We start from the raw sequence: 22,540 nt of genomic DNA on the forward strand, positions 1-22,540 counted from the left end.
TGCCGTAGTGTTCCTCAGAAGTCTCGAACCCCGGACCGCACGCACGACCGCCGAGGTGGTCAAGGCTGTGGTGTGGCCCCTTGCCGTACTGACGGTTCTGCACCGGGTCGTGATCAAAGCGGTCAACGGGTTCCGGACGGACGACTTCACCCCGGTCTACAACGCCGCGCTGGCCTTCCTCAACCGTCGGCCGGTGTACACCGCCGAGTTCCAGTGGGTCGATCCCCACTACCTCTATCCGCCTTCCGGCACGTTGTTGATCGCCCCGATCGCGGTGATCGACCCCGAGCGGTCGCGGTGGTTGTTCATCCTCGCCAATGCGATCGCGATCCTCGTCGCGCTCTACCTGTTGCTGCGCATGTTCGGTCTGCGACTCGATTCGCCGATCGCGCCGGTGCTGGTCTTCGCCGCGTTCGCGTCCGAGACGGTGACGAACACGCTCGTCTTCACGAACATCAACGGTCTCGTCCTGCTCGGCGAGATCGCGTTCCTGACGCTGCTGCTCAAACGACGTGATCTGTGGGCGGGGGCTGCGCTCGGCCTGACCTTCGCCGTCAAACCGATCCTCGCTCCCCTGCTGTTGCTCCCGCTCGTGCGCGGACAGTGGAAGGTCTTCATCACCGCCGCGGGTGTCCCGATCGCGCTGACGATCATCGCGTGGCCCCTGTCGGTCGACGCGTGGCAGTTCGTCGAGCACACCGTGCCGTACCTGCTCGAGTCCCGCGACTACTTCAACAGCGCGATCGTCGGCAACGGCATGTACTACGGGCTCCCGGCCTGGCTGATCTTCGGTCTGCGGGCGGTGCTCGCGGTGATGGTCGCGGTGTCGGTGTGGTTGCTCTACCGCTACTGCCGCCACGACGAGGTGTTCTTCGTGTGCACCGCCGGCGGTGTGTTGCTCGCGGCTTCGTTCCTGCTCGGATCGCTCGGCCAGATGTACTACTCGATGATGCTGTTCCCTCTGCTGATGACGGTGCTGCTGCCGAACTCCGTGATGCGGAACTGGCCCGCCTGGCTCGCCGTCTACGGCTTCCTGAGCTACGACTCGTGGCTGTCGAACCGGTGGGTGGAGGCCGGGCGCGCGGCGGAGTACATGAAGACAACCTTCGGCTGGTCGCTGCTGCTCATCGTCGTCTTCGCCGTCCTGCTCGACCGTTACCTCGTCGCGAAGCGCGAAGGGCGCCTGGCGGACGGCATCGAGCCGTCGCACCTGCTCGAGGAGAAGCAGCCCGCACGGACGTGATCGTCCGTGCCGGTGCAGACGTGACGCGCGCGCCGAGCGCGGTTAGCGTGGAGATCATGACGTCTGCTCCTCGATCCGAACCCGCACCCAAGGTCGTCCACACCGACGAGGAATGGCGCGCGAAGCTCACTCCCGCCGAATTCGCCGTGTTGCGTCAGGCCGGCACCGAGCGTCCCTTCGTCGGCGAGTACACCGACACCGAGACCGAGGGCATCTACGAATGCCGCGCGTGCGGTGCCGAACTGTTCCGCAGCACCGAGAAGTTCCACTCCCACTGCGGGTGGCCGTCGTTCTTCGACCCCGCCGACTCCGACGCCGTGATCCTGCGCGAGGACAACTCGCTGGGCATGCGGCGCATCGAGGTGGTGTGCGCGACGTGCCACAGCCATCTCGGGCACGTCTTCGAGGGCGAGGGTTACCCGACGCCCACCGACAAGCGGTACTGCATCAACTCGATCTCCCTGCGCCTGGTTCGGTCGGAGTGATCCCGGCCGCGGCCAGCGCGGTCCACAGTGCGTCGTGCCGCTCGGTGGTCGGTGTCGGTTCGACGAGTTCGAACGCGCATCCGATCGACCGGGCGGCACCGTCCGCCTTCTCGCTGTCGCCGATCATCAGTGTCCGTCGCGGGTCGACACCGAGTCTGTCGACGGCGTGGCGGAAGATCTCCGGTTCGGGCTTGACGGCGCCCACCTCGAAGGACAGCGCGAACACCGACACGAGGTCGTCGATACCGAGCCGCGCGAAGGCCGGCCGCAGGTCGAAGGCGATGTTGCTCACCACGCCGACGGCGATCCCGTCTCCAGCGAGCGCCTCGATGACGGGGACGGTGTCGGGATAGACGGTCCAGCAGTCGGGGTCGGTCACCTTCTCGTAGAGCGCCTGTGCCTGTTCGGGATCGGCCACGCCCGATCTGCGCAGCACCGTCAGGTAGGCCTCGCGGTGCCAGCGCGGTTCGCGGTCGCGGTTGGTCCACGCGTGGTGCTCGTCGGCGTCCATCTCGACGGGCTGCCCGACGGGTTGCGTCAGCCGCCGCATGAGTTCGGCCTGCCGGTGCACGTCGAAGGGTCTGCCCTCGTGGTCGGTGACGTCCGCGAGCCAGCTCTCGTCCTCCTCGAGCCGGAACAGGGTGCCGGAGAAGTCGAACAGGACGGCATCGAAGGGGGTCTCGGCCATGTCCCGAGGCTAACGGCTGAGCGACAGTGGCAGGTCGGCTCGGCTAGATCTCCTCGAGCAGTCGCATCGCCGCCATCGCGGCGGGCCGGCCGCTCGCAGGGAATGTCCCGATGCGGACCGAGTCATGTGGCGCGAGGCTACCGACCGACGGGCCGGTTTGCCACAATGTCTCGCATGGCTGAGACGGGTACGAGAATCCGGCGACACACGAAGCTGTCCGTCGTCGGCGCCGGGAGCGTCGGTACCGCGGTGGCGTATGCATGTCTACTCAGGGGTTCGGCAGACGCGATCGCGCTGTTCGACACGAACTCCGCGAAGGTGCGCGCGGAGGTCCTGGACCTGAACCACGGCACGCAGTTCGCGCCGTCGTGCCGGATCGAGGGCAGTGACGACATCGCGGTCACCGCCGGTTCCGATCTGATCGTCGTGACCGCGGGGGCCAAGCAGCATCCCGGCCAGTCGCGTCTGGATCTCGCGGCGGCGAACGTCGCCCTGACACGGGACCTGACTCCCGGCCTGCTGTCCGTCTCCCCCGATGCAGTGATCGTCTTCGTCAGTAATCCGGTCGACATCGTCACCCGCGCCGCGATCGCGGCGACCGGCGTCTCGGACGGCCGGATCTTCGGGTCGGGCACGGTGCTCGATTCCGGCCGGCTGCGGTATCTGCTCGCCCACCGCGCCGACGTCGCGGTCGAGAACGTTCACGCGTTCGTCGTGGGGGAACACGGCGACTCGGAGGTCGCCCTGTGGTCGAGTGCGACGATCGGCGGCGTGCCGGTGGAGTCCTTCGCCGTCGACGGACGACCCGTCTTCGGACCGGACACCCGCGCCGAACTCTTCGAGGAGGTCGTGCGCAGCGCCTACGAGATCATCCGCGGCAAGGGCGCCACGAATCTCGCGATCGGACTGTCGAGTGCCCGCATCGTGGAGGCCGTGCTGCGGAACCAGCGCCGGGTGCTCGCGGTGTCGACGCTGCAAACCGGGCGGCACGGCCTGCAGGACGTCTGCCTCTCGCTTCCCACCGTCGTCGACGCGCGCGGCGCGCACACCGTGCTCGAGGTGCCGTTGTCGCCGGAGGAGGAAGCGGGTCTGGCCACCTCGGCGGCCACCCTGCGCGACGTCCAGTCGTCCCTCGGACTGTGACCGCTCAGCGCTGCCGGACGACCGGCGGATCGTAGGCCCGGATGGGCGGCAACTCGCCGTCGAACCGCTCGACGTCGACGAGCACGTGCTGACCCGTGCATCCGTGGGACAGCGACGACGTGCCGACGTCGGGGGTGAGCACGTTCGCGTTCCCGTGCACGCACATCGATCCGGGATCGGACGGATCCAGCGGGTCGTACCAGGCTCCCGTCGCGAGCTGGACGACGTTCGGCAGCAGACCGTCGTCGAGGACCACCCCGGCGAGGCACGAACCACGATCGTTGAAGACGCGGACGATGTCGCCGGCTTCCAGACCTCGCGCGGCAGCGTCGTCGGGACGCATCCGGATCGGTTCACGGCCACGGATCTTCGACGCCTGGCTCACCGAGCCGTGATCGAGCTGCCCGTGCAGGCGCGTGGCCGGCTGATTGGCGATCAGGTGCAGTGGGAACCGTTCGACCCGCGGGGAGCCGAGCCATTCGTCGGGTTCGTACCAGGTGGGGTGCCCGGCGCAGTCGTCGTAGCCGAACGAGTCGATATCGGCGGAGAAGATCTCGAGCAGTCCGCTGGGAGTCCGCAACGGGTTCGCCGCGGGATCGGACCGGAAGTCCTCGAAGAGGGTCAGATCGTCCTCGGTCCGCATCCGGACCGGTCCGCCGTACCAGAAGTCGTCGAAGGGCGGCGGGTCCTCGATGCGCCGGTCGTCGGCGAGGACGAAACCGCGCCACTGCTCGTAGAGGTGTTCGAGCCACTCCCGGGAGGTCCGGCCCTCGGTGAACTGCTCGCCGAAGCCGAGGCGGTGGGCGAGAGCGGTGCAGGTGTCGTAGTCGTCGCGGGCGTCGGCGAAGCGTGGGACGGCAGCCTGCATCGCGACGAGCAGCGGATCGTTGCGCGTGCACGTCAGGTCGTCGCGCTCGAGCGCCGTGGTCGACGGCACGACGATGTCGGCGTGCTTGGCCATCGGCGTCCAGTACGGGTCGTGGACGACGATCGTGTCGGGCCGTTGCAGGGCGCGGCGGAGCCGGCCGATGTCCTGGTGGTGGTGGAAGGGATTGCCACCCGCCCAGTACACGAGCCGGATGTCCGGGAAGGTCAGGCGACGGCCGTCGTAGTCGAATTGCTCCCCCGGTCGCAACAGCAGGTCGGAGATCGCGGCGACGGGGATGAAGTCCTCGACGTCGTTGTTGCCCTGGAACAGGGTGGGCAGCGGATACGGGACGGGCGCGAGACCGGGTTCGTTCATCGAACCGTAGCCGTGGCCGAAACCGCCCCCGGGAACGCCGAGTTGGCCGAGCATCGCGGCGAGGGTCACGCCCGCCCAGGGCGCCTGCTCGCCGTGCCGCACGCGTTGCAGCGACCATGTGACCGACACCAGGGTGCGGCCACGGGCCATGCGTCGCGCGAGGTCGACGAGGGTTCCGGCCGGGATGCCCGACAGTCCGGCGGCCCACTCGGGGGTCTTCGGGACGCCGTCGGTGCGGCCGAGCAGGTACTCCTCGAAGCGGTCGTAACCGGTGCAGTAGCGGTCGAGGAACTCACGGTCGGCCAGACCCTCGGTGGCCAGGACATAACCGAGGGCGAGCATGATCGCGACGTCGGTGCCCGGCCGGGGCGCGAGCCACTCGTGCTCACCGTGCACGTCGCTGCGGATCGGGCTGAACGAGACGATCCGTCCGCCGCGGGCCCGCATCCGGTCGAGGGCGTCGCGGGTGGGGTGATCGCTCGTGCCGCCGTCGTTGACGGCGGTGTTCTTCAGCGGGATCCCGCCGAAGCACACCATCAGATCGGTCTCGCGGGCGATGACCTCCCAGGAGGTCGAGCGCGCGAACAGTTTCCAGTGGGTGCCTACGACGTGCGGCATGATCACGCCGGTCGCGCCGAGCGAGTAGGAGTGCACCGAGCGGGTGTAGCCGCCGAACATCTTCAGGAAGCGGTGCACCTGGCTCTGTGCGTGGTGGAACCGGCCCGGGGCGGACCAGCCGTAGGAGCCGCCGAAGATCGCCCGGTTGCCGTGCCGGTCCTTTACGCGCTGCAGTTCGCCCGCGAGGATCTCGGTGAGTTCGTCCCACGAGACCGCGACGTACTCGTCGTCGCCGCGTCGTGTGCTCGGTCCCGGTCCGTTCTCGAGCCAGCCGCGACGGACGGCCGGACCGGCGATGCGAGCACGGTGCCGCACCGATCCGGGGATGTTCCCCAGGATCGGTGAGGGGTCGCGGTCCCCGGCGTAGGGCCGCACGGCGACGACCTCGCCGTCGCGTGCCTGCGCCGAGAACATCCCCCAGTGCGCCATCTGGGAGAACAGACGACCTTCTCCCTCGGGTGGCACCGCGCTCGTCGAGGTCACGTCAGGGCAGCGACGCGACGAGGGCTTCGACGTCGACCCGCGGTCCGGTGAAGAAGGGGGTCTCCTCCCGGACGTGCAGGCGCGCGTCGGTGGCACGCAGGTCGCGCATGAGATCGACGATGCGGTGCAGTTCCGGCGCCTCGAAGGCGAGGATCCACTCGTAGTCGCCGAGCGCGAAGGCCGGAACGGTGTTGGCGCGGACATCGGGGTAGCCGCGGGCCGCCATGCCGTGGTCGGCGAGCATCTTGCGACGCTGCTCGTCGGGCAGGAGGTACCACTCGTAGGACCGCACGAAGGGGTACACGCACACGTAGTTGCCCGGCTCCTCCCCCGCGATGAAGGCGGGCAGGTGGCTCTTGTTGAACTCCGCGGGTCGGTGCAGTGCGGTGTTCGACCAGACCGGGGTGCTCGCGCGGCCGAGGATCGTGGTGCGCCGGAAGTCGGCGTACAGCTTCTGCAGATCCTCGATGTGCTCGGCGTGCGTCCAGATCATGAAATCGGCGTCCGCGCGGGTGCCGGCCACATCGTAGATACCGCGCACGATCACGTCGGTGTCGTCGAAGCGGGCGAAGAACGCTTTCGCGTCCTCGATCGCCGCGGCGCGGTCGTCGCCGAGGACGCCGGGCCGGACCTGGAAGACCGACCACATCGTGTAACGGAGGGTGGAATTGAGCTTGTCGTAGTCGAGACGTGCCATGACGTTCATCCTTCCATTCGTGCAGTCAGGCGTGCGGCTGCAGCCGTGCCTGTTGCGACACATGCGGGTACACCCACACCGTGCAGCATCGCGCCGGCGACCTCGAGTCCGTCGATCCCTGCGATCTCGGCCTCGAAGGCGGCGACGATCTCGCCGTGGTGTTCGCGGTACTGCGGCAGCCCGCCGTGCCACCGCTGCACGAAGGCGGCCACCGGTTCGGCGTCGACTCCGGTGACGGTCGCGAGATCCGCGCGGGCCAGCGCAATCAGGTCGGCCTCGGACGCGTCGACGAGCGCGTCGTCGCCGAACCGTCCGAACGACGCGCGCGCGAGTGCGACGGGACGTTCGGCGAGGTGCGGCCACTTGCGGCTCGACAGCGTGAAGGCCTTCGCCGACAGTTCCTCCCCCGTCGCGACGAGGATCCCGGAGTTCTGCGGCAGGCCGGCGTCGTGCGGCAACGCGAGCGCGACCACCACCGACGAGGCGAGCGGGATCTGCGCGGCGCACTGCGCGGCGGATCGGACACTGTCGGAGAGCAGCCGGGCGGCGTCCGGGGCGGGCACGGCGAGCACCACACCGTCGACCTCGCCGAGCGGATCGACCGACCACCGGCCACCGCTGCGCTTCAGTCCGGATGCGGCTGTGCCGTAGAGGAACTCGGCGTCGGCCTCGCGGACGAGAGCTTGGATCAGCACGCCGTAGCCCTCGCGCAGCGTCCCGAAGACCGGGGCGTCCGACTTCGGGGGCAGAGCGCGGGCGACGGCGTCGCTCAGGCTCGTCGCGCCGGCGTCGAGGGCCGCGGCGAGCATCGGGACGGTGGCACGGACACCCGCGGTGTCGGACAGCCCCGAGTACACCCCACCGAGCAGGGGGTCGACGCTGCGCTGCACCACCTGCTCACCGAAGCGTGATCGGACGAGATCCGCGACGGAGACGTCGGAGTCCCGGTCCCAGTGGAACGGCACTGTGGGTTCGGCGGCAATGCGCGCCAGGGTCTCGTCGTCGACGAGACCCTCCACGGCCTGCGCCGAGGCGGGGATGCCCATGAGCGTGCCCGCCGGCAGCGGATGCAGTCGCGCGTCGGCGTACAGGAGCGGACGGGCAGCCGAAGGGTGGACGATGTGGGCGCTCAGGCCGAGTTCCTCGACGAGCGCGACCACCTCGGGTCGGCGTGCGATGAACGCCTCGGCGCCGACGTCGACAGGATCACCCGCGAGCGGGACCGTGCGGAGCTTGCCGCCGAGCCGCGACGATCGCTCGAGCACGACGATGCGGGCGGCGGCGCCGAGCGAACGACGCAGCCGATACGCGGCGACGAGCCCGCTGATCCCACCGCCGACGACCGCGACCGTCGGCGGGGTCACAGCGAATGCACCAGCTCGACCACTCGGGTGATGGCATCGGGATCGGTGTCGGGCAGCACGCCGTGACCGAGATTGAAGATGTGTCCGATGGCGCCGGCCTCGAGAGCACGGTCGGCCTCGGCGACGATGCGGCGCACCTCGCGTTCGACGACCTCCCGGCCCGCGAACAGAATCGCGGGGTCGAGGTTGCCCTGCAGGGCCTTGCCGGGGCCGACGCGGGTCGCGGCGACGTCGAGCGGGATGCGCCAGTCGACGCCGACCACGTCGGCGCCCGCCTCACCCATGGCGCCGAGGAGCTCACCGGTGCCGACACCGAAGTGGATGCGCGGCACCCCCGCACCGGCGATCTCGGCGAAGACACGCTCGGAGTGCGGCAGGACGTACTCGCGGTAGTCGGCGAGCGAGAGGGCGCCCGCCCACGAGTCGAAGAGCTGGACGGCGTCGACACCGGCGCCGATCTGCGCGCGCAGGAAGCCGATAGCGACATCGGTGAGCTTGCCGAGGAGCGCGTGCCAGGTCTTCGGGTCGGCGTGCATGAGCGCCTTGGTGTGCTCGTGGTTGCGGCTGGGTCCGCCCTCGACGAGATAGGACGCCAAGGTGAAGGGCGCCCCCGCGAAGCCGATGAGCGGGGTGTCGCCGAGTTCGCGGGTCAGCAGACCGACCGCGCGGGCGACCGCCCCGACCTCCTCGGCCTCGAGGGACGGCAGCGCGGCGACATCGGCGGCGGTACGGACGGGGTTCGCGACGACCGGGCCCGTCCCGGCGACGATGTCGAGGTCGATACCTGCCGCCTTGAGCGGGACGACGATGTCGGAGAACAGGATGGCAGCGTCGACCTTGTGCCGCCGCACCGGCTGCATCGTGATCTCGCAGACGAGCTCGGGGTCGAAGCACGATTCGAGCATGCCGACGCCGGCCCGGATCTCCCGGTACTCGGGCAGGGAGCGGCCGGCCTGGCGCATGAACCACACGGGCCGGTGGACGGGCCGCTCACCGCGCGCGGCCGCCAGCAGGGGCGCATGCGGCAGGATCCTTCGCGCGGGGTACTCCGCGGGCACCGCAGAGCCGACGTTCGTGTTCTCCAAGCCGGTCATCGATCCTCGTTCTTCGGGCACTGCGCGCCGTCGCGCAGGGCAGCGTCTGTCGGGTCCCGGACCGAGACGTGTGGCGCGGACCCGCTGCCCATGCTGCCACGACCGCGCCGCCCACCGGAATCGGCGCGCCTCCCGCGTGCGGTGCGTCACCGGCACTAACCTCCGCTCGGTGACCACCTCGCCCGCCGAGCCGGCCCGCTTCCGTTCCGCAGTCGATGCGATGAACGCGGCTACCGTGCGCCCGGAGATCGAGGTCGGGCCGATCCGACCCCCGCAACGGCTCGCTCCCTACAGCTATGCACTGGGCGCCGAGGTCCTGCACGACGAGACGGAGGGGGTGCCCGAGCAGTCGGAGGGCGACGCGTTCGGCCGTCTCATCCTGCTCTACGACCCCGACGGCGACGAGGCGTGGCACGGGACCACCCGGCTCGTCTCGTACATCCAGGCCGACGTCGACGAGAGCCTGGCAGCGGACTCGCTGCTGCCGGAGGTCGCGTGGAGTTGGCTCGTCGACGCCCTCGCCGCGCACGGTGAACCGCTCACGGCGCTGGGCGGCACGGTGACGGCGACGACCTCCGTGCGGTTCGGGGACATCGCGGGCCCGGGACGCGCCCACCAACTGGAACTGCGCGCGTCGTGGACTCCGCAGTCCGACATGCTGACCCTGCACGTGGAAGCGTTCTGTGACGTCCTCGCATATGCCGCGGGTCTGCCTCCGGCGGGGGTTGCGCGACTCCAGCGGTGAAAACCGCTGCAATCCGACCGGATTTCTAGAACCTGTTCTACTCTTGATTCCATGCAGCGTCTCAGCGGGCTCGATGCCGGTTTCCTCTACCTCGAGACCCCCAGTCAGCTCCTCCACATCTGCGGGCTGATCGTGCTGGATCCGTCCACCGTCCCGGGCGGCTACGACTACGTGAGACTGCGCAACGAACTCGAAGCGCGCCTCACCGCCGTACCCCAGTTCCGGATGAAGCTCGCCGACAGCAGGTTCAACCTCGACCATCCGGTCTGGGTCGACGACCACGACTTCGACCTCGACCGGCACGTCCACCACGTCGGCGTGCCCGCCCCGGGCGGCCGGACCGAGCTCGCGGAGCTGTGCGGACACATCGCCGCGCAACCCCTGGATCGCTCCCGGCCACTATGGGAGATGTGGTTCGTCGACGGTCTCGACGACGGCAGGATCGCCGTCATCGCGAAAATGCATCACGCCGGAGTGGACGGGGTCTCCGGTGCCGCACTCATCGCGCAGCTGTGCAGCCTCGACCCGGCCGATCCCCGGCCCGAACCGGTGCAGTGGGGTGCCGGCGACGCGAACGATCTCGCCATCGCGATCGCCGGGGCCCTCAACGTCGCCCGCCGGCCTCTCCACCTGCTGCGGATCCTTCCCGGCGCGGTCACATCGCTGACCTCCTGGATCGCCCGCGCCCGACGCGGCGACGCCATGCCCGCGCCGTTCACGGCGCCGCGCACCCCGTTCAACTCCACCATCACCGGACACCGCACCGTCGGCTTCGCCGAGCTGAACCTCGACGACGTGAAGCTGGTGAAGAACGTCTTCGGCGTCACCGTCAACGACGTGGTGATGGCGGTGTGCGCCGGCGCGCTACGCCGATATCTGGAGCGGCGCAGCGAGCTGCCCGACTCCCCGCTCATCGGGATGATCCCGGTCTCGGTCCACGGCAGGTCGGATCGGCCGGGACGCAACCAGGTCTCGGCGATGTTCGCCGACCTCCACACACACATCGCCGACCCCGCAGAGCGGCTGCGGGCACTCTCGGAAGCGAACGCGGTGGCCAAGGAACACAACGCCGACCTCGGCGCGAACCTGCTGCAGGACTGGTCCCAGTTCCTCGGCGCGGCCGTGTTCGCCCCCGCGATGCGCGCCTACGCCGGACTGCGGCTCGCCGACCGGCACCCGGTGATCCACAACCTCGTGATCTCCAACGTGCCCGGACCTCCCGTGCCGCTGTACTTCCTGGGCGCCCGCATGACGGCGATGTACCCCTTCGGCCCGATCTTCCACGGCGCAGCGCTCAACATCACGGTGCTCTCCCTCGACGGCAGGCTCGACATCGGTCTGATCTCGTGTCCCGATCTCGTCCCCGACCTGTGGAAACTCGTCGACGACTTCTCCCCCGCCCTCGAGGACCTCATCCTCGCGGCCGGCGCGGAGAACGACGACATCCTCACATCGGATGTGGAGCGCGACGATGTCGTCTCGCAGGAGAGGTGACGGTGTTCTGAGGGGAGTTCGCGAGGCGTCGAGCGGGTCCGTGCGTGTCCACCGATCGGACGTTCCGGACAGGAACGGAATTGCACACGGGGACGACACCGCTAGAGTCACGCCCATGCCGGCACAGAACGACGAGGACGAGCAGAAGAGCACGAGCGTGACCACGGTGCCGCTCCTCGAACCCCGCGACGGCGTCCCGAAGGTCGTCACCACGGCGCGCGGGGTCGCCGACGCGGCAGCGATGCTCGCGCAGGGACACGGCCCGCTCGCCGTCGACGCCGAACGCGCATCGGGCTACCGCTACTCCGGGCGCGCCTATCTCGTACAGCTCCGTCGTGACGGCGCCGGCACGGTGCTGCTCGATCCCATTCCCACGCGGGACGACCTCGCTCCCCTGACCGAGGTGATCAACGACCTCGAATGGGTCCTGCATTCCGCCGACCAGGATCTCCCCGGCCTGGCCGAACTCGGACTCCGTCCGGCGAAGTTGTACGACACCGAACTCGCCGGTCGTCTCGCCGGATTCCCCCGCGTCGGTCTCGCCGCGATCGTGGCCGAGACCCTCGGCCTCGAACTGCGCAAGGGCCACGGTGCGGCGGACTGGTCGACGCGACCGCTTCCCGACTCGTGGCTCAACTACGCCGCGCTCGACGTCGAACCGCTCGTGGAACTCCGCGACGCGATGGCGAGCGAACTCGAGCGGCAGAACAAGACCGAGTGGGCCGCTCAGGAATTCGAGCACATCCGGCTCGCGGGGCCGCCCGCTCCGAAGCCCGATCGGTGGCGGCGCACGTCCAAGATCCACGCGATCAAGGACCGACGCCGCCTGGCGATCGTCCGGGAACTGTGGACCACCCGCGACGAGATCGCCGCCCGGCGTGACATCGCCCCGGGGCGCATCCTTCCCGACTCCGCGATCATCGCCGCCGCGGAGGCGAATCCCACGAGCGTCGAACAGTTGCAGGAGCTTCCGGTTTTCGGCGGTCCGCGGCAGCGGCGTTCCTCCCGTGCGTGGTTCAACGCGATCGAGCGGGCCCGTGCACTGCCGGAGGACCGGCTCCCACCTCTCACGCCGCCCCTGACCGGGCCTCCCCCGGCCGGCCGGTGGTCGCGTCACCACCCTGAGGAGGCCGCACGTCTCGCCCTCGCGCGCGGCGAACTCACCGCTCTGAGCGAGGAAGTCGCCGTTCCCGTCGAGAACCTGATCAGCCCCGAACTCGTTCGGCGCCTGTGCTGGGACTGGGACGTCTCCGACGAGGCCGACGTCGAGGAGTACATCGACGGCCGCTTCGCCGAGGGCGGGGCACGGCCGTGGCAGCGCGCGCTGACCGTGCCGCGACTCGCGAAGGCCCTGACGGCGGAGAACTGATCTCCGCCGTCTGCTCTGCGTGCCATCTACTTCCGGCGGCTGCCGCGTCCTGGACATCACATCAAGGCCGAAGAACCGCTCGTACACGTCGCGGCCGCCGTGGAACATCACCGCGGCGATCCACAACTGGAGCCTCGGATCGAAGGCGTTGTATCCGTCGGAGCGGACCGGTGCGTGGGCGCGGTCGACGAAACGCACCACCCTGCGCCGTTCCTCGTCGTCGCCGAACGCCACGAGGAAGATGTACGCGCTCGTGTTCCGGAAACGTGTGACGGGGTCGATGAGCGCCCTGCTGTGTTCCACCACACCGTGCTCTACCGGAGGCAGAGCGATCTCCATGAGGAACCTCCGGGTGAGGTCGGCGGGAACGCCGCTTCACCCACTACACCCCGTACGGTCGCGTCCGGTCGTCGCCGAGTCATGGAACAGGACTGTATTTCCAGATCGCACGATGTCAAGCGGAGGTCCTCACCGCTTGGGAAGGTCGCAGACAGAGCGACGGCGCGGAGAGAATATTTCTTAACTTCTTACCCACTCGGAGGCGTCGCCACACTCCATGCCGCGTTCGAAGTCCGCCTTGTGGGCGAGTTCTCGCCGGAAACGTCGAGTCGGCCGTTCACCCCGGCGTAATGTTCCCCTGAAGAAAACACACTGTGTCCAACCCTTTTCCCGCTCTCGCGGCCAGTCCGATCCAGGAGTTCCTCGGTGACCCAACCATCGACCGCACACGCCGCGAAAGTCATCGCCGTGACCGTCGCGGCGGCCGTGGGCGGTTTCCTGTTCGGCTTCGACAGCTCGGTCATCAACGGCGCCGTCGACTCCATCCAGGACAACTTCGCGCTCAGTTCGTTCGTGACCGGTTTCGCCGTCGCCATCGCCCTGCTCGGTTGTGCCGTCGGCGCGTGGTTCGCCGGACGCCTCGCCGACAGTTGGGGCCGCAAGCGGGTGATGCTCCTCGGCTCCGCCCTGTTCGTCATCTCGTCGATCGGGTCCGGTCTGGCCTTCAGCGTTCCCGATCTCATGCTGTGGCGTGTGCTCGGCGGCCTCGGCATCGGTATCGCGTCGGTCATCGCACCGACCTACATCTCCGAGATCGCACCCGCTCGCTACCGTGGCGCCCTCGCATCACTGCAGCAGCTCGCCATCACTCTCGGCATCTTCGCGGCCCTGCTGTCCGACGCGGTGCTGCAGAACGCCGCCGGTGGAGCGTCGAACGAGCTGTGGTGGAATCTCGAGGCCTGGCGGTGGATGTTCCTCGTCGGCGTCGCGCCTGCCGTCCTCTACGGTGTACTGGCGCTGACGATCCCGGAGTCCCCCCGCTATCTCGTCGGCAAGGACATGGACGAAGAGGCTGCGGCCGTCCTGGCCAACGTCACGGGCGAGCTCCGGCCCGACGAGCGTGTCCGCGAGATCCGGCTGACGCTGCGACGCGAGTCGAAGGCGTCCTTCGGCGACATCCGCGGCCCGGTCTTCGGTCTGCAGCCGCTGGTGTGGGTCGGCATCACGATGGCCGTCTTCCAGCAGTTCGTCGGTATCAACGCGATCTTCTACTACTCGACGACACTGTGGAAGTCGGTGGGCTTCACCGAGAACCAGTCGTTCACGACCTCGGTGATCACCGCCGTGATCAACGTGGTCATGACGTTCGTCGCGATCCTGTTCGTCGACAAGATCGGTCGCCGTCCGCTGTTGATGACCGGTTCGATCGGCATGTTCGTCAGCCTGCTGCTCGCCGCGATCGCCTTCTCGCAGGCGGTCGGCAGCGGTGAGGACGTCGAACTTCCGGCACCGTGGGGTGCGCTCGCCCTCGTCGGCGCGAACGCCTTCGTGATCTTCTTCGCCGCCACCTGGGGTCCGATCATGTGGGTGATGCTCGGCGAGATGTTCCCGAACCGCATGCGCGCGGTGGCCCTCGGTATCAGCACCGCCGCCAACTGGATCGCGAATTTCACGGTGACACTGGCGTTCCCACCACTCACCTCCGCGGTCGGTCTGTGGTTCCTGTACGGACTGTTCGCGTTCTTCGCCCTGCTGTCGTTCTTCTTCGTCAAGGCCAAGATCCCCGAGACCAAGGGCATGGAACTCGAGGAGATGCAGAGCTAGCCGATACAGACGCCAGGGGCGGTATCCGGATCACCGGATACCGCCCCTGGCGTTTGCTCACCTGCGCCGGTCGGACTCAGCCCGCTTCGCGGTCGGACTGCTCGACCGCCGACGGTCGCGATCGCTCCTCGGGTTCTCTGTCGAGGCCGGCGACCCAGCCGGTGACCTGACGCGCCACGTCCTGGGCAGTCAGACCGAGTTCGGCGTGGATCTCGTTGCGGGAGGCGTGATCGAGGAACTTCTGCGGCACCCCGAGATCGCGGGCGGGCACGTCGACGCCGTTGCGGCGCAACGCGGCGGAGACCGCCGAGCCGACACCACCGTGGAGGCCGCTGTCCTCGATTGTGACGACGATCCGGAAGCCGCGTGCGAGGTCGACCACCGCGTCGGGCACGGGGAACACCCATCGCGGGTCGACGACCGCGGCGTCGATGCCCTGCCTGGAAAGACGATCGGCGACGTCGAGCGCGAGACCGGCGAAGGCGCCGACCGCGACGATCAGTGCGTCGCCGCACCGCGACGGCGGCATCCGCAGCACGTCGACCGTGCCGTCGAGACGCTCGATCGCCGGGATGTCTTCTCCCACCGAGCCTTTGGGGAACCGGAGGACGGTCGGGCCGTCGGAGACGTCGAGCGCCTCACCGAGTTCCTCTCGCAGCGTCGCCCCGTCGCGCGGAGCGGCGACCCGGATGCCGGGAACGATTCCCAGGAGGGACAGATCCCACATGCCGTTGTGACTGGCCCCGTCCGAACCCGTGACGCCCGCCCGGTCGAGCACCACGGTGACCGGCTGCCGAAGCAGTGCGACGTCCATGAGCAGCTGGTCGAAGGCGCGGTTGAGGAAGGTCGAGTAGACGGCGACGACGGGATGCATTCCGCCGAGCGCGAGACCCGCCGCCGACGTCACCGCGTGCTGTTCGGCAATGCCGACGTCGAAGGTGCGCTCGGGGAACCGTTCGCCGAACTTGGCGAGGCCGGTCGGTCCGGGCATCGCGGCGGTGATCGCCACGACGTCCTCCCGCTTCTCCCCCAGCGCGATGAGTTCGTCGGAGAAGACCGACGTCCAGTCGGGAGCGGAGGCGGACTTCGCCCGACCCGTGCGCGGATCCATCACGCCGGTGGCGTGCATCTGATCGGCGAGGTGGTTCTCGGCGGGCGCGTAGCCCGCTCCCTTGCGGGTGACGGCGTGGACGAGGACCGGACCGCCGTACGCCTTCGCGCGACGCAGCGCCGATTCCATCGCCTGCTCGTCGTGCCCGTCGACCGGGCCGAGATACTTGATGCCCAGATCGGTGAAGAGCACCTGCGGGCTGACCGCGTCCTTCACACCGGCCTTCATGCCGTGCAGCACCGAGTAGGCCGCCGAGCCGATCCAGGGGATCCGCTTGACGATGCGCCGACTGTTGTCGAGCACCTTCTCGTAGCCGGGCTTGAGGCGCAGCGCCGCGAGGTGCTCGGCGAGACCGCCGATCGTGGGCGCGTAGGAGCGGCCGTTGTCGTTGACGACGATCACCATCGAACGGTTCTGCCCGGCGGCGATGTTGTTGAGCGCCTCCCAGCACATACCGCCGGTCAGCGCGCCGTCGCCCACCACGGCCACCACGGTCCGATCGGACTGTCCGGACAGCGAATAGGCCTTGGCGAGTCCGTCGGCGTACGACAGGGCCGCCGAGGCGTGCGACGACTCGATCCAGTCGTGTTCGCTCTCCGCGCGGCACGGGTAGCCGGACAACCCGCCTTTCTGCCGGAGACCGTCGAACTCGTCGCGACGACCGGTGAGGATCTTGTGGACGTAGGCCTGGTGACCGGTGTCGAAGAGGATCGGATCGCGTGGCGAATCGAACACCCGGTGCAGAGCGATGGTCAGCTCGACGACGCCGAGATTGGGACCGAGGTGACCGCCGGTCGCCGCGACCTTCTCGACCAGGAATTCCCGGATCTCCCCCGCGAGCTCGGTGAGCTCCACAGGAGAGAGTCGACGTAGATCGTCGGGCGACTGGATGCGGGACAGAACACCCAACTGGAACAGCTCCCTCCGGCTCGTGCCTCACGCTCGTCGCGCGAGTGATTTCCTCAGTCTACGGAGCGCGGGAACGGAGCGTCTCCCGCCACCGCCTCGCTTCCGCGTGATCTCCTGGTCACCGGCGGACGGATCGTCCGCCGGTGAGCGAGGTCACCCTCACGAGGAGATGTCGGCGCGATCGGCCGGCGACTTCTCCTCGACGAGGTCGATGGTGGTGCGCAACGCCTGGTTCGGGATCAGCACCACTGCCACCAGGGTAACGACCGCGAACGCCGCCGCCACGAGGAAGAGGGTCGCCGTCGCGTCGCCGTAGGCGGCACGGATGACTTCGGCCACCGGCTCGGGGAGCTGGGAGAAGTCGAGGCTTCCACCCGATCCGCCGCCGGAGGTGTCCACACCGAGCTTCGCGAGACCGTCGGCGGAGATCGTCGCGACACGGGACGCGAGGATCGAACCGAGCACCGACACACCGATCGCGCCACCGAAGGTGCGGAAGAAGGCGACCGAGCTGCTTGCGGCGCCGATGTTGCGCACGCTCACGGTGTTCTGCACGGCGAGGACGAGGTTCTGCATCAGCATGCCGGTGCCCAGACCCACGATCGCGATGTACACGCTGATCAGCGTGAGCGAGGTGAGGTGGTCGACCGTGCCGAGCAGGCCGAAACCGACCATCTGCAGGATCGCGCCGCCGATCAGGAAGCCCTTCCACTTGCCGAAGCGCGTGATGAGCCCACCGGAGAGCATCGACGAGACGAGCGTGCCGGCGACCATCGGGATGGTGAGCAGACCGGCGACCGTCGGGCTGTAGGCCCGCGAGGTCTGGAAGTACTGGCCGAGGAAGGTGGTGGCGCCGAACAGACCGATACCGACGGCCACGGACGCGATGATCGCGAGACCGGTGGTGCGTTCGGTGACGATCTTCAGCGGGATGATCGGATCGGCGACCTTCGTCTCGACGATCAACGTCGCGACGAGCAGGACGATGCCGGCACCGACGTACAGGGCGGACTCGACCGAGATCCACTCGTAGTAGCCGGCCTTGCCGGCGAAGGACACCCAGACGAGCAGGACGCTCACCGCGGCGGTGATGAGCGTGGCGCCGAACCAGTCGATGCTCACGTTCTCCTTGCGGACGGTCGTGACATGCAGCGTGCGCTGCAGCAGGATCAGCGCGACAACGGCGATCGGAACGCAGACGTAGAAGCACCAGCGCCAGCCGAGGAGGTCGACGATGACACCACCGAGCACGGGTCCACCCGACATGGCGACGGCCATGACGGCGCCCATGTAGCCGGAGTACCGGCCACGCTGGCGGGGCGGGATGATGCTGCCGATGATCGCGACGACGAGAGCGGTCAGACCACCCATGCCGATGCCCTGGATCACGCGGGCGGCGAGCAGGACCGGCACGTTGTGCGCGATACCGGCCAGGACCGAGCCGATCACGAAGACCAGGATCCCGAGCTGGACGAGCAGCTTCTTGTTGAACAGGTCGGCGAACTTGCCCCAGATGGGCGTCGACGCGGCGTTCGCCAGCAGCGCCGTCGTGATGACCCAGGCGTACTGGGTCTGCGTGCCGTTCAGATCCGCGATGATCGTCGGCAGGGCGGTCGAGACGATGGTGCTGCTCAGCAGCGCCGTGAAGAGGGCGGCGAGGAGGCCCGACAGCACGACGAGGATCTCGCGGTGCGTCATCTGCTCCTCGGCTGCCGGAGCATCCGGCTGCGCTCCCTGTCCGGAGACTGTGGTCATGAATTGGTCCTTCGAGTATCGATGACGAGCGGAGCCAGGGAGGAGGTGAGACGTTCGAGCGTCGTGATGGCGCCTGCGATCTCGTCCTCGTGCCAGTCCGAGAGTTCTGCGGAGAGCCGTTCGGTCCGGCGCTTCTTCACGATGTCGAGGATCTCGATACCCGCGACCGAACAACTCACCCGATGAGCACGACGATCGTCGGGATCGGGATGTCGATCCACGAGGCCTCGCTCGACGAGTTCGGCGATCTGTCTGCTCAACGACGACTGGCTGACGCACATTTCGACGGCGAGCTCGCTGGGCCGGCACTCCCCCATCCGTGCGAGCACGAACAGCACCGCGACGAGCGCGGAAGGAAGCACATCGGTGTCGTGGTGCACGAGTGCACCGCGCAGCGTGCGACCGAACATGAAGATGGCGTCGGCGAGTTCGTGGGCCTGAGCCTTTTCCGGCACAGCGAACCTCCGTCGGAGCGAACTAATTGATTACGTCATGCAACTATACAGATTAGTTGCGTACTACAAGCAATCTCTTTATCACGTCACACCAACTGTTGGATGCGGCCCTCGTCACACCTCGCCCCGAGCGGGTGCGACGGGAACCCGGTTCAACGGGTGAACAGTCCGATGCACTCCACGTGATGGGTGGAGGGGAACGCCGCGAAGGCCCGGACGTCCGCCAACTCGAATCCGTGGTCCCGGTACAGCCCCACGTCACGACCGAAGGACGCGGGATCGCAGCCCACGTGGACGATCCGGCGCGGCCCCGCTGCTGCCACGGCAGCCACCACGTCCTTGCCCGCCCCCGCCCGCGGCGGGTCGAGGACGACCACCTCGGGAGCCGGCAGATCGGGAATCACCCGCTCCACGCGCCCGTGACGGAAGGACACCCGGCCGAGGTCGGCGAGCGCCTCGATCCCGTCGTCCACGGCGGTCTTCGACGACTCGACCGACACCACCCGACCGGACGGACCGACCTGCTCTGCGAGCACGGCCGCGAAGACCCCCACTCCGCCGTACAGATCCCATGCCGTCGCACCCTCCGAGGTCTGCGCCCAGTCGGCCACCGCAGCCGAATAGGTCGACGCGGCACCGCGGTGGGCCTGCCAGAAACCGGTCGGCGCCAACCGCCACTCGCGTTCGCCGACCCGCTCGACCACACGTCCCGAGCCTTCGATCACCTTCTCCGGACGGCGCGCGTTCACCGCCGCCCGCCGCGACGCCGCGCCGCGCCGGCCCTGCCGTCGCGCACCACCCGAGAGGACCGGAGGTGCGATCTCCACCACGTGCCGCCGGCCGTCCGCGTCGAGTACGACCTGCAGCTCCGCTCCCGGCTGCCACACACGATCGGTGAGGCCGACGTAGGCGTGCGGATCGATCTGCGGGCACGCCAGTTCCGGGACGACCTCGTTGCTGCGGTACCGGCGGTATCCCGGGTTCCCCACCACGTCCACCGCGAGCCGGACCCGGGTGCGCCACAGGGTGCCGTTGGACGCACCGCCCGGCACCTCCTCGACGGTCACCTCGCGGTCCACCCCACCGAGCCGGCGCAGCTGCTCGGCCACCACCGCGCCCGTGAAACGGCGTTGCGCCTCGACGGTCATGTGCGCGAGGTCGCAGCAACCCGCCCCTCCCGGACCGGAGATCGGGCAGACCCGATCGACGCGGTCCTCGGACGCCTCGAGCACGTCCTCCACGTCGGCGAAGCAGAACGACCCGCCCCGATCCTCGGTGACCCGAGCGAAGACACGCTCCCCCGGCAGTCCGTGCCGCACGAACACGACGCGCCCCTCGAACCGCGCGACACACGCACCACCGTGGGCGGGATTGCCGAGGATCACCTCGATCCTCCGGCCGGACCAATCCGTACGCGGGTGTGCCTGACGATTCACCGCGGTTCCTCCTCGTTGTCCAACTGTCGATCCTGCCTGTTGGGGGCGGCCCGCCCCACCGCACCGGCGTCCGCGGACGAGCGCAGCTGCCAGGGCACACTCGTCACCATCACCCCCGGCTGGAAGAGGAGCCGGCTCTTGAGCCGCAGGGCGCTCTGGTTGTGGAGCAGTTGCTCCCACCAGTGCCCCACCACGTACTCGGGGATGAAGACGGTCACGACGTCGCGGGGAGAATCGCGCCGCACCCGGCGGACGTAGTCGAGGACGGGCCGCGTGATCTCCCGGTAGGGCGACTCGACGACCTTCAACGGCACGGTGAGATCGCTCTTCTCCCATTCGAGTACGAGACGCCGGGTGCTCTCGTCGTCGACGTTCACGGTGATCGCCTCGAGGGTGTCGGGGCGGGTCGCCCGCGCGTAGGCGAGGGCGCGCATCGTGGGCAGGTGCAAGGTCGAGACGAGCACGATCGAATGGGTGCGGCTGGGCAGCACCCCGTCCCAGTCCGCCCTCTCGAGTTCGGCGGCGACCGTGTCGTAGTGGTGCCGGATCGCCTTCATGAGCCCGAACGCGACGACCATGGTCACCACTGCGATCCACGCCCCGGCGGCGAACTTGCCCGTCAGCACGACCAGCAGCACCACCGACGTGGAGACGCACCCGACGCCGTTGATCAGCCGCGACCGCGCCATGCGGCCCAGCGCCGACGGATCCGTCTCGGTGCTCAGTTCCCGCGTCCAGTGCCGCACCATGCCGGCCTGCCCCAGGCTGAACGCGACGAACACACCCACGATGTACAGCTGGATGAGCCGGGTGACCTCGGCCTCGAAGACCCACACGAAGACGACGGCGATCCCGGCGAGGAAGAGGATGCCGTTGCTGAAGGCGAGCCGGTCGCCGCGGGTGTGGAACTGGCGCGGCAGGTAACGGTTCTGCGCGAGAACCGAACCGAGCACCGGGAATCCGTTGAAGGCCGTGTTGGCGGCGAGCACGAGGATCACGGCGGTGACGATCGTGATCAGGACGAACGCGGCCGGCACCCCCTCGAAGACGGTGTGCGCCAGCTGGGAGAGCAGCGTCTTCTGCTCGTAACCCTCGGGTGCACCGCGCAGCTGGGTGTCGGGATGCTCGGCCACCACCACACCGAGCCGCTCGGCGAGGAAGACCACCCCGAGGAACAGCGTGACGGCGATGCCACCGAGCACCAGCAGGGTCGTCGCGGCGTTGCGTGCCTTCGGCTTCTTGAAGGCCGGCACCCCCGTGCTGATCGCCTCGACACCCGTCAGCGCCGCGCAACCGGACGAGAAGGCGCGCGCGAGTAGGAGGACGAAGGCGAGCGCGGTCAGATCCGTCTGCTCGGCGACGAGTTCGAAGTCCGCCGACTCCGCACGCAGGTCGTCGCCGAGGACGAAGATCCGGAACATCCCGGCCCCGAGCATCACCAGCATGCAGCCCACGAAGGTGTAGGTGAGCACGGCGAACGCCCGGCCGGCGCGCCGGAGTCCGCGCAGATTCACCGCGGTGAGCAGCACGATCGCGACGACGACGAAAAGCACCTTGTGCCGGGCGACGAACGGGACGGCCGATCCGACCGTCGCCGCCGCGGACGACAGCGACACCGCGACCGTCAGGACGTAGTCGACGAGCAGTGCACTGCCGACGGTCAGCCCTGCCGTGGGCCCGAGATTCTTCGTGGCGACCTCGTAGTCGCCGCCGCCGGACGGGTAGGCGCGCACGGTCTGGCGGTAGCCGGCGACCACGATCACGAGCACGAAAGCGACAGCGAGTCCGATCCACGGCGAGAAGGCGTAGGCGGACAACCCCGCGACGGAGAGGACGAGGAAGATCTCCTCGGGTGCGTAGGCGACCGACGACAGCGCGTCGGAGGCGAAGACCGGCAGTGCGGTGCGCTTGGGCAGCAACTCGTGCCCGAGAGTGTCGCTGCGGAAGGGGCGACCCAGCACGAGCCGCTTCGCCGCGGTGGAAAGCTTGGACACGCGCAAAGCCTATGCGGTTCCGGCCCCGAAGTACCCCTCGGCCGGGTCACGACCTCTCGAAGATCGTCACGCGGTACCGTTCGGATCGGCGGTCCACAGCGGTCCGTCTCG

Annotated in this window: 17 protein-coding genes and 1 pseudogene; 7 read left to right on the forward strand and 11 right to left on the reverse strand. The window is 68.7% G+C overall.

The annotated features are described in order from the left end of the window. Nucleotides 1-7 precede the first annotated feature (7 nt). Nucleotides 8-1,243, forward strand: coding sequence for a glycosyltransferase family 87 protein (locus tag NVV99_RS02605; protein ID WP_019289230.1), 1,236 nt, complete (start codon nucleotides 8-10; stop codon nucleotides 1,241-1,243). 56 nt (nucleotides 1,244-1,299) lie between these two features. Beyond that, the gene (gene msrB / locus NVV99_RS02610; protein WP_033096717.1) at nucleotides 1,300-1,728 is read left to right on the forward strand and encodes a peptide-methionine (R)-S-oxide reductase MsrB; all 429 of its coding nucleotides are present in this window, start codon (nucleotides 1,300-1,302) and stop codon (nucleotides 1,726-1,728) included. Here msrB and NVV99_RS02615 read toward each other — a convergent pair. Continuing rightward, entirely contained in the window at nucleotides 1,691-2,416 is a 726-nt protein-coding gene (locus NVV99_RS02615) for an HAD family hydrolase (RefSeq protein ID WP_019289229.1), read from the reverse strand. The genes msrB and NVV99_RS02615 overlap by 38 nt on opposite strands. 174 nt (nucleotides 2,417-2,590) lie before the next feature. Between NVV99_RS02615 and NVV99_RS02620 the strand changes: the two genes are divergently transcribed. Further along, on the forward strand, nucleotides 2,591-3,559 hold the full coding sequence (locus NVV99_RS02620; protein ID WP_041803314.1) for an L-lactate dehydrogenase: 969 nt from the start codon (nucleotides 2,591-2,593) through the stop codon (nucleotides 3,557-3,559). A 4-nt stretch (nucleotides 3,560-3,563) separates the two neighbouring features. Here the strand turns inward: NVV99_RS02620 and NVV99_RS02625 are convergent, their stop codons facing one another. Genes NVV99_RS02625 through hemE form a run of 4 tightly spaced genes read right to left on the reverse strand, consistent with a single transcriptional unit; the run spans nucleotide 3,564 to nucleotide 9,058 of the window. Further along, a complete protein-coding gene (locus NVV99_RS02625; RefSeq protein ID WP_024100735.1) occupies nucleotides 3,564-5,849 on the reverse strand; it encodes a molybdopterin-dependent oxidoreductase in 2,286 nt (761 codons plus the stop codon). A gap of 55 nt (nucleotides 5,850-5,904) precedes the next feature. Then, complete coding sequence (gene hemQ / locus NVV99_RS02630) at nucleotides 5,905-6,600, reverse strand: hydrogen peroxide-dependent heme synthase (RefSeq protein ID WP_024100734.1); 696 nt, start codon at nucleotides 6,598-6,600, stop codon at nucleotides 5,905-5,907. Between the two features lie 5 nt (nucleotides 6,601-6,605). After that, nucleotides 6,606-7,964, reverse strand: coding sequence for a protoporphyrinogen oxidase (locus NVV99_RS02635; protein WP_024100733.1), 1,359 nt, complete (start codon nucleotides 7,962-7,964; stop codon nucleotides 6,606-6,608). Continuing rightward, nucleotides 7,961-9,058 carry a uroporphyrinogen decarboxylase gene (hemE, locus tag NVV99_RS02640; RefSeq protein ID WP_019289225.1) on the reverse strand — a complete coding sequence of 366 codons (1,098 nt, stop codon included), beginning with the start codon at nucleotides 9,056-9,058 and terminating at the stop codon, nucleotides 7,961-7,963. The genes NVV99_RS02635 and hemE overlap by 4 nt, the downstream gene beginning before the upstream one ends. Nucleotides 9,059-9,227: 169 nt before the next feature. Here hemE and NVV99_RS02645 point away from each other — a divergent pair, with 169 nt between their 5' ends. From NVV99_RS02645 to NVV99_RS02655, 3 genes are all read left to right on the forward strand, one after another. Next, complete coding sequence (locus NVV99_RS02645) at nucleotides 9,228-9,803, forward strand: DUF3000 domain-containing protein (RefSeq protein WP_024100732.1); 576 nt, start codon at nucleotides 9,228-9,230, stop codon at nucleotides 9,801-9,803. 51 nt (nucleotides 9,804-9,854) lie between these two features. Further along, a complete protein-coding gene (locus tag NVV99_RS02650) occupies nucleotides 9,855-11,297 on the forward strand; it encodes a wax ester/triacylglycerol synthase family O-acyltransferase (protein WP_019289223.1) in 1,443 nt (480 codons plus the stop codon). Between the two features lie 115 nt (nucleotides 11,298-11,412). Continuing rightward, entirely contained in the window at nucleotides 11,413-12,666 is a 1,254-nt protein-coding gene (locus NVV99_RS02655; protein ID WP_024100731.1) for a ribonuclease D, read from the forward strand. A 123-nt stretch (nucleotides 12,667-12,789) separates the two neighbouring features. Here NVV99_RS02655 and NVV99_RS02660 read toward each other — a convergent pair. Continuing rightward, nucleotides 12,790-13,005, reverse strand: a pseudogene (locus NVV99_RS02660) (oxygenase MpaB family protein); the annotation flags it as partial. A gap of 366 nt (nucleotides 13,006-13,371) precedes the next feature. Here NVV99_RS02660 and NVV99_RS02665 point away from each other — a divergent pair. Further along, nucleotides 13,372-14,769 carry a sugar porter family MFS transporter gene (locus NVV99_RS02665; protein ID WP_024100730.1) on the forward strand — a complete coding sequence of 466 codons (1,398 nt, stop codon included), beginning with the start codon at nucleotides 13,372-13,374 and terminating at the stop codon, nucleotides 14,767-14,769. A gap of 76 nt (nucleotides 14,770-14,845) precedes the next feature. Here NVV99_RS02665 and dxs read toward each other — a convergent pair whose 3' ends face one another. The 5 genes from dxs to NVV99_RS02690 form a co-directional block, all read right to left on the reverse strand. Beyond that, entirely contained in the window at nucleotides 14,846-16,789 is a 1,944-nt protein-coding gene (dxs, locus tag NVV99_RS02670; protein ID WP_024100729.1) for a 1-deoxy-D-xylulose-5-phosphate synthase, read from the reverse strand. Nucleotides 16,790-16,948: 159 nt separating this feature from the next. Then, on the reverse strand, nucleotides 16,949-18,544 hold the full coding sequence (locus NVV99_RS02675) for an MDR family MFS transporter (RefSeq protein WP_006551358.1): 1,596 nt from the start codon (nucleotides 18,542-18,544) through the stop codon (nucleotides 16,949-16,951). Then, nucleotides 18,541-18,999 carry a MarR family winged helix-turn-helix transcriptional regulator gene (locus tag NVV99_RS02680; RefSeq protein ID WP_006551357.1) on the reverse strand — a complete coding sequence of 153 codons (459 nt, stop codon included), beginning with the start codon at nucleotides 18,997-18,999 and terminating at the stop codon, nucleotides 18,541-18,543. Before NVV99_RS02680 ends, NVV99_RS02675 begins: the two co-directional genes overlap by 4 nt. Before the next feature lie 152 nt (nucleotides 19,000-19,151). Continuing rightward, complete coding sequence (locus tag NVV99_RS02685) at nucleotides 19,152-20,435, reverse strand: class I SAM-dependent RNA methyltransferase (RefSeq protein ID WP_024100728.1); 1,284 nt, start codon at nucleotides 20,433-20,435, stop codon at nucleotides 19,152-19,154. Beyond that, on the reverse strand, nucleotides 20,432-22,429 hold the full coding sequence (locus NVV99_RS02690) for an APC family permease (RefSeq protein WP_024100727.1): 1,998 nt from the start codon (nucleotides 22,427-22,429) through the stop codon (nucleotides 20,432-20,434). Before NVV99_RS02690 ends, NVV99_RS02685 begins: the two co-directional genes overlap by 4 nt. Nucleotides 22,430-22,540 lie beyond the last annotated feature (111 nt).

This window comes from Rhodococcus sp. PAE-6 (assembly GCF_025290685.1).
GTDB classification, from domain to species: Bacteria; Actinomycetota; Actinomycetes; order Mycobacteriales; family Mycobacteriaceae; genus Rhodococcus; species Rhodococcus pyridinivorans.